The organism is Citrobacter sp. UYEF32 (assembly GCF_040546205.1).
GTDB lineage: Bacteria > Pseudomonadota > Gammaproteobacteria > Enterobacterales > Enterobacteriaceae > Phytobacter > Phytobacter diazotrophicus.
The window spans coordinates 1-8,564 of record NZ_JBEPNI010000017.1 but is presented as its reverse complement, the minus strand read 5'-3'; the positions used below and the strand labels follow the sequence as shown (position 1 = coordinate 8,564).

At 50.8% G+C, this 8,564-nt stretch carries 9 protein-coding genes and 3 tRNA genes; 11 read left to right on the top strand and 1 reads right to left on the bottom strand.

What is annotated here, in order from left to right:
* Positions 1-119 precede the first annotated feature (119 nt).
* From ABIB59_RS26260 to ABIB59_RS26220, 9 genes are all read left to right on the top strand, one after another.
* Positions 120-196, top strand: a tRNA-Arg gene (locus ABIB59_RS26260).
* 62 nt (positions 197-258) lie between these two features.
* A tRNA-Arg gene (locus tag ABIB59_RS26255) sits at positions 259-335 on the top strand.
* 194 nt (positions 336-529) lie between these two features.
* Positions 530-606, top strand: a tRNA-Arg gene (locus tag ABIB59_RS26250).
* A 299-nt stretch (positions 607-905) separates the two neighbouring features.
* Complete coding sequence (locus tag ABIB59_RS26245) at positions 906-1,220, top strand: BON domain-containing protein (protein ID WP_039077619.1); 315 nt, start codon at positions 906-908, stop codon at positions 1,218-1,220.
* Positions 1,221-1,335: 115 nt separating this feature from the next.
* Positions 1,336-1,902 carry a fructose-1-phosphate/6-phosphogluconate phosphatase gene (gene yqaB / locus ABIB59_RS26240; protein WP_039077618.1) on the top strand — a complete coding sequence of 189 codons (567 nt, stop codon included), beginning with the start codon at positions 1,336-1,338 and terminating at the stop codon, positions 1,900-1,902.
* Positions 1,899-2,327 carry a YqaA family protein gene (locus ABIB59_RS26235; protein ID WP_039077617.1) on the top strand — a complete coding sequence of 143 codons (429 nt, stop codon included), beginning with the start codon at positions 1,899-1,901 and terminating at the stop codon, positions 2,325-2,327. Before yqaB ends, ABIB59_RS26235 begins: the two co-directional genes overlap by 4 nt.
* 80 nt (positions 2,328-2,407) lie before the next feature.
* A complete protein-coding gene (gene gshA / locus ABIB59_RS26230; RefSeq protein ID WP_071194732.1) occupies positions 2,408-3,952 on the top strand; it encodes a glutamate--cysteine ligase in 1,545 nt (514 codons plus the stop codon).
* A gap of 152 nt (positions 3,953-4,104) precedes the next feature.
* Positions 4,105-4,620 carry an S-ribosylhomocysteine lyase gene (luxS, locus tag ABIB59_RS26225; protein ID WP_039077615.1) on the top strand — a complete coding sequence of 172 codons (516 nt, stop codon included), beginning with the start codon at positions 4,105-4,107 and terminating at the stop codon, positions 4,618-4,620.
* Positions 4,621-4,672: 52 nt separating this feature from the next.
* Positions 4,673-5,446: an AraC family transcriptional regulator gene (locus ABIB59_RS26220; protein WP_079497815.1), complete on the top strand. Its 774-nt coding sequence runs from the start codon at positions 4,673-4,675 to the stop codon at positions 5,444-5,446.
* 2 nt (positions 5,447-5,448) lie between these two features.
* Here the strand turns inward: ABIB59_RS26220 and leuA are convergent, their stop codons facing one another.
* Entirely contained in the window at positions 5,449-7,098 is a 1,650-nt protein-coding gene (leuA, locus tag ABIB59_RS26215) for a 2-isopropylmalate synthase (protein WP_354037689.1), read from the bottom strand.
* 436 nt (positions 7,099-7,534) lie between these two features.
* On the opposite strand from leuA, the gene ABIB59_RS26210 reads away from it, so the two are divergent.
* Together ABIB59_RS26210 and ABIB59_RS26205 are read left to right on the top strand one after the other, a co-directional pair.
* On the top strand, positions 7,535-7,870 hold the full coding sequence (locus ABIB59_RS26210) for a YuaE family lipoprotein (protein ID WP_064572395.1): 336 nt from the start codon (positions 7,535-7,537) through the stop codon (positions 7,868-7,870).
* A partial coding sequence (locus ABIB59_RS26205; protein ID WP_354037687.1) for a hypothetical protein occupies positions 7,867-8,564 on the top strand: 698 nt, incomplete at its 3' end. The genes ABIB59_RS26210 and ABIB59_RS26205, both read left to right, overlap by 4 nt.

Genomic DNA, 8,564 nt, shown 5'->3' with positions numbered 1-8,564 from the left:
AGAGTACTCGGCTACGAACCGAGCGGTCGGAGGTTCGAATCCTCCTGGATGCACCATCTTTCTCAGTGTTGCGGCTTGTTGAGCAGCATTGAATCGGTAGTAAAGCAGTAAATCCTGATGCATCCATAGCTCAGCTGGATAGAGTACTCGGCTACGAACCGAGCGGTCGGAGGTTCGAATCCTCCTGGATGCACCATCTTTCTCAGTGTTGCGGCTTGTTGAGCAGCATTGAATCAGTAGTAAAGCAGTAATCCCGATGCATCCATAGCTCAGCTGGATAGAGTACTCGGCTACGAACCGAGCGGTCGGAGGTTCGAATCCTCCTGGATGCACCATCTTCTCCGGAATAACATCAGTATTGTTGTTTCATGGTCTGCGCAATAATCGCCAGTACCAGAGAAGATAACGTTGCGTTAGCAACGGCCCGCAGTGCGAACGCAGTGAGTCATCCTCCTGGATGTACCCTCTTTTATCAGGTAGCGCTTCAAAAGCGGTATTTGATATCAGCAGTAAAGCAGTAAATCCCGATGCATCCATAGCTCAGCTGGATAGAGTACTCGGCTACGAACCGAGCGGTCGGAGGTTCGAATCCTCCTGGATGCACCATCTTCTCCGGAATAACATAAGCATTGTTGTTTCATGGGCTGCGCAATAATCGCCAGCACCAGGAAGGATAACGTTGCGTCAGCAGCGGCCCGCAGGGCGAACGCAGTGCGTCATCCTCCTGGATGCACCATCTTCTCTAAACCAACGTTCTCTTCTCCACCTTCTTATTTTTCGTACACATTTTTCACGTATCCTTTTTCATTCCCTGACAGATTTTTATTGGCAGGTTGTTCTTTCCTCTATAATTTATCTGCTCGTAACGATGTAAATTGAGTAAGGCGAAGGCAAGGAGAGATATCATGAAAGGGTACAAAGCTATTTCTGCGTTTTGCGCAATGTTACTTGTCGCACTGACCCTGAGCGGTTGTGCGGGCTCATCTAAAAAGGAAAGCACCGGCGGCTATATTGACGACACCGTCGTGACAACTAAAGTCAAAACCGCGCTCTTCAATGATAAAAACATTAAATCTTCGGAAATCAGCGTTGAAACCTTTAAAGGGCGTGTGCAACTGAGTGGTTTTGTCTCCTCGGCTGAAAGTGCTAAGCGCGCGGTGGAGGTCGCCCGCCGGGTTCCGGGCGTGCGGGTGGTCGAGAACGATTTGAGGATCAAATAATCCTCGCAACCCCCAAAGACGCCCCAGGGCGTCTTTGTTGTCTCTACGTCCGGCAGCGACAAAAATCTTTGTTTACGATAAAGTAACGTTTTGTTATCCGCTCGATGAGAACACGATGTACGAACGTTACGATGGTCTGATTTTCGATATGGATGGCACCATCCTGGATACCGAACCGACTCACCGTAAAGCCTGGCATGAGGTGCTGGGGCATTATGGTCTGCGTTACGATATACAGGCGATGATTGCGCTGAACGGTTCTCCTACCTGGCGCATCGCACAGTCGGTAATTGAACTCAATCAGGCCGATCTTGACCCTTATGCGCTCGCACGTGAAAAAACAGAAGCGGTAAAAGCGATGCTTCTGGATACCGTTCGTCCGCTACCGCTTATTGATGTTGTCAAAGAGTGGTATGGTCGCCGTCCGTTATCGGTCGGGACGGGGAGCGAAAGCGCGATCGCCGAAGCACTGTTATCCCATCTTGGTCTGCGTCACTATTTCGCTGCCGTGGTTGCAGCCGATCATGTAAAAAACCATAAACCGGCGCCCGATACTTTTTTGCTCTGTGCGGAAAAAATGGGCGTCGTACCGGAAAGATGCGTGGTTTTTGAGGATGCGGACTTTGGCCTGCAGGCGGCACGCGCGGCCGGGATGGATGCTGTGGATGTTCGCCTGCTGTGAGTGAAGCGCTTTCTCTTGTTTCACTGTTTGTCAGCAGTTTTCTTAGCGCCACCTTGCTTCCAGGCAACTCTGAGGTGGTGCTGATTGCTATGCTGCTTTCCGGCCTTAGTCAGCCGTGGTTACTCGTATTAATAGCAACAATGGGTAATAGCCTTGGAGGGTTGACTAACGTTATTCTTGGGCGTTTCTTTCCAATGCGTGAAAAGTCGCGCTGGCAAGAAAAAGCAACAGGCTGGCTAAGACGCTATGGTGCAGCCACACTGTTATTAAGCTGGATGCCTGTAATCGGCGATTTGCTGTGCCTGCTGGCGGGATGGATGCGCATTCCCTGGGGGCCAGTCGTGTTTTTTTTATGCCTTGGGAAAGCATTGCGCTACGTAATTGTAGCTGTCGCAACGCTCCAGGGCATGACGTGGTGGCACTAATTGGACTGAGTGAGTGACCTTTAATCGTCAACCATTACAATTATGCTTAATAAAATGAATATTACAGGCGGGAGGTCAATTTGATCCCGGACGTATCACAGGCATTGTCCTGGCTGGAAAAAAATCCTCAGGTTCTCAAGGGGATTCAACGAGGTCTTGAGCGCGAAACGCTGCGCGTCAAGGCAGATGGCACGCTGGCAACCAGCGGCCATCCGCACGCCCTTGGTTCCGCGTTGACCCATAAATGGATTACGACAGATTTTGCCGAAGCATTGCTGGAGTTTATTACTCCGGTAGACGGTGATATTCAGCATATGCTGACCATCATGCGTGATATTCACCGCTTTGCCGCGCGTGAAATAGGTGATGAACGCATGTGGCCGCTCAGCATGCCGTGCTATATCGAAAACGGCCAGGATATTGAACTGGCGCAGTATGGCTCGTCAAATATCGGTCGCCTGAAAACACTGTACCGTGAAGGCTTGAAAAACCGCTACGGCGCGTTGATGCAGACCATTTCAGGCGTGCATTACAATTTTTCGCTGCCGATGGCTTTCTGGGAAGCCAAATGTGGGGAAACTGATAAAGAATCCGTTTCTGACGGTTACTTCCGTCTGATCCGTAACTATTACCGCTTTGGTTGGGTCATTCCGTATCTGTTTGGCGCGTCCCCGGCGATTTGCCCCTCTTTCCTGCAGGGCAAACCTTCGACGCTGCCTTTCGAGAAGACCCCTGGCGGCATGCATTATCTGCCGTATGCCACTTCGCTGCGTTTGAGCGACCTGGGGTACACCAACAAGTCGCAAAGCAATCTTGGCATCACCTTTAACAACCTGTCTGATTATGTCGTGGCGCTGAAACGCGCGATTAAAACGCCCTCTGAGGAATACGCGAAGATTGGTCTGAAAAAAGAGGGTAAGTATCTGCAGATCAATACCAATATCCTGCAGATTGAAAACGAACTTTATGCCCCGATTCGCCCGAAACGCGTAACGCGTAGCGGTGAGTCGCCGTCGGATGCGCTGTTGCGCGGCGGAATTGAATATATTGAAGTGCGTTCGCTGGACATCAATCCGTTCACCCCGATTGGCGTGGATGAGCAGCAGATCCGTTTCCTCGATCTGTTTATGGTCTGGTGTGTGCTGGCGGATGCGCCGGAAATGAGTAGCGACGAGCTGCTGTGTACGCGTAAAAACTGGAATCGCGTGATTCTGGAAGGGCGTAAACCGGGCCTGACGCTGGGCATGGGCTGCGAAACGGCGCAATTCCCACTGCCACAAGTCGGGAAAGATCTGTTCCGTGACCTTAAACGTGTCGCGCAGACGCTTGATGGACTGTACGGTGGCAACAATTACGAGCAGGTTTGCGACGAACTGGTGGCCTGTTTTGACAACCCGGAACTGACGTTCTCGGCGCGCATTTTGCGTTCTATGCTTGATAAAGGTATTGGCGGTACGGGCAAAGCGCTCTCAGAAGAGTATCGTTCCATGTTGCGTGAAGAACCGCTGGAAATTTTGCGCGAAGAGGATTTCAGAAAAGAGTGCGAGGTTTCCTGGGCGCGCCAGAAAGAGGTTGAAGCGTCGGACACTGAGACATTCGAGGCGCTGGTCGCAAGACACGCCTGACAGAAAAGAAAAAGGCCACAGTAATGTGGCCAAAATATTCATCTCTGAAAACAGGGATGATGATAACAAATGCGCGTCTTTCATATACTCAGACTCGCATCAGAATGAAGAGTTCATTTTATTTTAAAAAAAATCACTGCGGAGGTGACTAAATGCCATTGTTGGATAGCTTCACTGTCGATCATACCCGTATGGAAGCGCCTGCGGTTCGTGTTGCAAAGAGCATGAACACTCCTCATGGCGACGCTATTACCGTTTTCGACCTGCGTTTCTGCGTGCCTAACAAAGAAGTCATGCCGGAAAAAGGTATCCATACGCTTGAGCACCTGTTCGCAGGTTTCATGCGTGATCATCTGAACGGGAATGGCGTGGAGATTATCGACATCTCCCCGATGGGTTGCCGTACCGGCTTCTATATGAGCCTGATCGGTACGCCTGATGAGCAACGTGTGGCCGATGCCTGGAAAGCGGCGATGGCTGACGTACTGAAAGTGCAGAACCAGAACCAGATTCCGGAACTTAACGTCTATCAGTGCGGCACATATCAGATGCACTCGCTGAGCGAAGCGCAGGACATTGCGCGCCATATTCTCGAAAAAGACGTGCGTGTAAACAGCAATGAAGAGCTGGCGCTGCCGAAAGAGAAACTGCAGGAACTGCACATCTAGTGCGAATGTTCCCTCTCCCAACGGGAGAGGGATGGGCAAAGGAGGTTAAGCGATGTCCACGACCTTAACCTTCTCCTTTACCCATCGCCCTCTGGTCCCCTTTGCCCATGATTATGAACACGGAGAAAGCGAGCCGTGGCATCAGCATGAGTGCGCCCAATTGCTGCATATCTTAAGTGGCGTTGTCCGGGTAGACACGGCATCAGGTTGTTGGGTCGTACCGCCAGGGCGCGGCGTCTGGTTGCCTGCCGGAACACAACATGCGATTCGCATTACGGGTAAAGTTGCCGCACGCACGCTGTTTATTGACCCACTTGCCCGCGCGGATTTACCCGCCTCCTGCCAGATTGTGCAAATTACACCGCTGCTACGCGAACTGATTGTCGCCTCGTTTTCTCTTGCCGAAAAATATGCGCCGGCCAGTCGTGATGAGCATGTTTATGAGCTGATACTCGATGAAATCCGCGGTATGCGCGTGCTGCCCTTTTTCTTGCCGGAGCCCGAGAGTGAAGTGCTGAAAAATCTGTGTCTGCGCATTCGCGAGTCGATATCCCAGCCCTGGAGCAGCACACAGGCGGCGGCGCTGATCGGCATGAGTGAAAAGACCCTTAACCGCCATTTTCAACGGCAAACGGCGTTAACTTATGGCGAATGGGTTCGGCAGGCAAAGCTGATGGAAGCGCTGGTCAGGCTTGCGCAAGGTCACTCAGTGTTACGTGTCGCGCTGGATCTGGGATACGGCAGCCATAGTGCGTTTACGGCGATGTTTCGCCGGGTGATGGGGATATCACCCAGCGATTATTTCCGCGCACCGGAAAACGAGTGATGTTAGCTCAGCGCATTCAGTAACGCCTGTAAAGATGCCCTCGCCACATCATTATCGATACCCACCCCCCAGCTTCCGCTACCGTCCGGATACAGACAGTGAATGTAGGCCACAGAGCGGCTGTCGCTACGTTCTCCGAGCGTATGTTCGTGATAATCCTTAATGCTGAAAGGCTGTTTAAGCAACTGGCTTAGTGCGCCGGCGGCGGCAGACAGCAATCCATTACCCAGACCTTCGATTTTACGATGGGTCCCCTGTAGCAGTAATGTGGCCTGCAAATGTAACTGACCATCCTGACGGCTTTCGCTTTTATAATCCACCAAGGCCAGCGCAGGCTGCGCAATCAGACCGTAGCGCTGGCGGAAGAGCTGCCACAGCGCATTTTGCGTCATCTCTTTACCGTGGTTGTCCGTTTCACGCTGTACATGCTGGCTAAAATCCTGCTGTAACGCGCGGGGTAATTTCAGCCCATGATTTTGCTCAATCAGCCACGCGCTACCGCTCTTACCGGACTGGCTGTTCACGCGGATCACCGCTTCGTAGGTACAACCAATGTCCTGCGGATCGACAGGCAGATAGGGCATCTCCCAGCGCTCGTCAGCCTTGCGGGCATCGAAGCCTTTTTTAATCGCATCCTGATGCGATCCAGAAAAGGCGGTATAGGCCAGGCGCCCGGCCCACGGATGGCGTGGGTGAACGGGCAACTGATTACAGTTTTCCACCACATCGACCACCTGCTGCATATTGCTGAAATCAAGTTGCGGTGAGATACCCTGGCTATAAAGGTTCATCGCCAGCGTAACCAGACAAACATTGCCGGTGCGTTCGCCATTACCGAACAGACAGCCTTCAACGCGATCGGCACCTGCCAGCAGCGCCAGCTCAGCACTTGCCACGCCAGTTCCGCGATCGTTATGCGGATGCACGCTGATACTCACCGCCTGGCGACGGGTAAAGTGGCGGCAGAAATATTCAATCTGATCGGCGTAAACGTTGGGCGTGTTGACTTCCACCGTCGCGGGCAGATTAATAATCATGGGGCGTTCAGCGCCGGGTTCCCATACATCGGCCACGGCTTCACAAATTTCCAACGCAAATTCCGGTTCGGTAAAACAGAAGGTTTCCGGGGAATACTCGTACTGCCAGCGGGTTTGTGGATGCTGTTCGCAAAGTTGACGAATGAGCCGTGTAGAGCGTACCGCAAGGGCGATTACGTCGGCCTTTTCCATGCCAAACACCAGCTTGCGAAACAGTGGTGCCGTCGCATTGTAGAGGTGAATGGTGGCGCTGTGCGCTCCCATCAATGAAGCGAAGGTTCGGTGAATCAGATCCTCGCGCGCCTGGGTCAATACCTGGACAGTGACATCCTGGGGAATGCGGTTTTCTTCAATCAACTGGCGTACAAAGTTAAAGTCGGTTTGCGATGCAGACGGGAATGCCACTTCGATCTCTTTAAAACCGCAGGCGAGCAGCAGATCCCAGAACTGCAACTTACGCTCACTGTCCATGGGCTCTGCAAGCGCCTGGTTGCCATCGCGCAGGTCTGTAGAGAGCCAGCGTGGCGCGTGGGTTTGTTGTTTTTCAGGCCAGCGACGATCGGGTAACGAAATCGGCGTATAAGGACGGTATTTTTGTGCAGGGTCTTTAAGCATTGTCTTCTCCTTTGGTCTGTGAATTATCCTGGCGGCAGACAAGAGACGATGCTTTAGCGCAGCGGACAGAAACTACTGAGAAACGGACAATCTGGCTGTCAACACCCGATGTAAAAGTCCTGGCGCCTGTACGCATATTTTATTTATTACGATTTTCATTAATTCTATTCTGCGATTGGTTTATTTTTATAATAAATATTATTGTGCTTTAAATGTATTATCTGAATGCTTTTATTGGCAGGATTCTGATTGCTAACCACCTGTTTAATTTCTGCTTGTTGTCATTTTCTTTCTGCCGTGGTAGGTTTTATTTTTCTTTTTTTGTGGTTGATAACCAAACGGGAATGAATGTATTCATATTACGGATGCATTCACAGGGAATATTATGCTCAGGTATGAGGCTACTATGCGGTCATCACACGTCGGATTCATAATAATGACACTCGCACTACTGCTGGTAGGGTGCTCAGGGAAAAAATCATCGCCCCCTTTGACTTCAACATCGGGAAAGCAAAGTGAAGTGCAATGCTATCAAATGTTTACTGCATTAAAATCACTTGATAACGCATCTTTTAAAAAGTACCAGCAACAATTCAGTATTATCAATAATAATTATGCAATATATAAAAAGAATCAATCGCTTATAGATGGGAATTCTTCGGAAATTATTAGGCTTGAGCTGAATAATAAAGTTGATATTGTTTGCGCTCGTGTGCGCAGCGCCGTGTTTGCCAATATGTCAAGGCGTGCAAACGAATTGAACAAATTATGAGAAAATTATTATCTATTGCTGTAATAATCTCGGGTGTGGTTTTCTCAGATATGGTTGAGGCCGACTCAACGTTATTAATTGAACGACTGCAGCAAGAAGGGATGCTGGCACCCGAGCCGAATATTTTGTTTAAAAATGCGGGTGAAAAACCACAAAGTACGACGCCTGCTGTTCCTCTGTTGACGCCTTCTTCACCTGCAACGCAGGTAAAAAATACCGCGGTAGTCAAAAAGAGTGCTGCGCAACAATCGGAACTCAGTACCCTGAAACGAAAGCTCAGCACTCTGCAGCGTGAATTGCAGGCGCTTCGTAAGCAGAATGCGTTACTGAAAAATCGACAGCCAGGCCTGTTAACGGAGCAGGGCGAAGCATTCAGAGATGAAAATAAACAGTTGCACCAGCAACTCCTGGCGAGTGAGAAACAACTAACTGAAAGCGCGCGTCGCTATGAAAAACAGGTTGGCGAACTGACCGCGCGGGCAGAAGAATTACAGACGCAAATGACCCACTTTCAGTTGGCTGCCAATGAGGCCACCAGCCAGAAAGCGCTGCTGGAGCAGCAACTGGCGAAGCAGTCTGGCAGCGATAAAGCGATGGAGACGCAGCGGGCGGAGGCCGAAAAACTGCGCGCCCAGCTTGCCGCAGCGAATGAGAAAACCGCGACGCTTGGCAAGAATATCGCCGAACTGGAGAA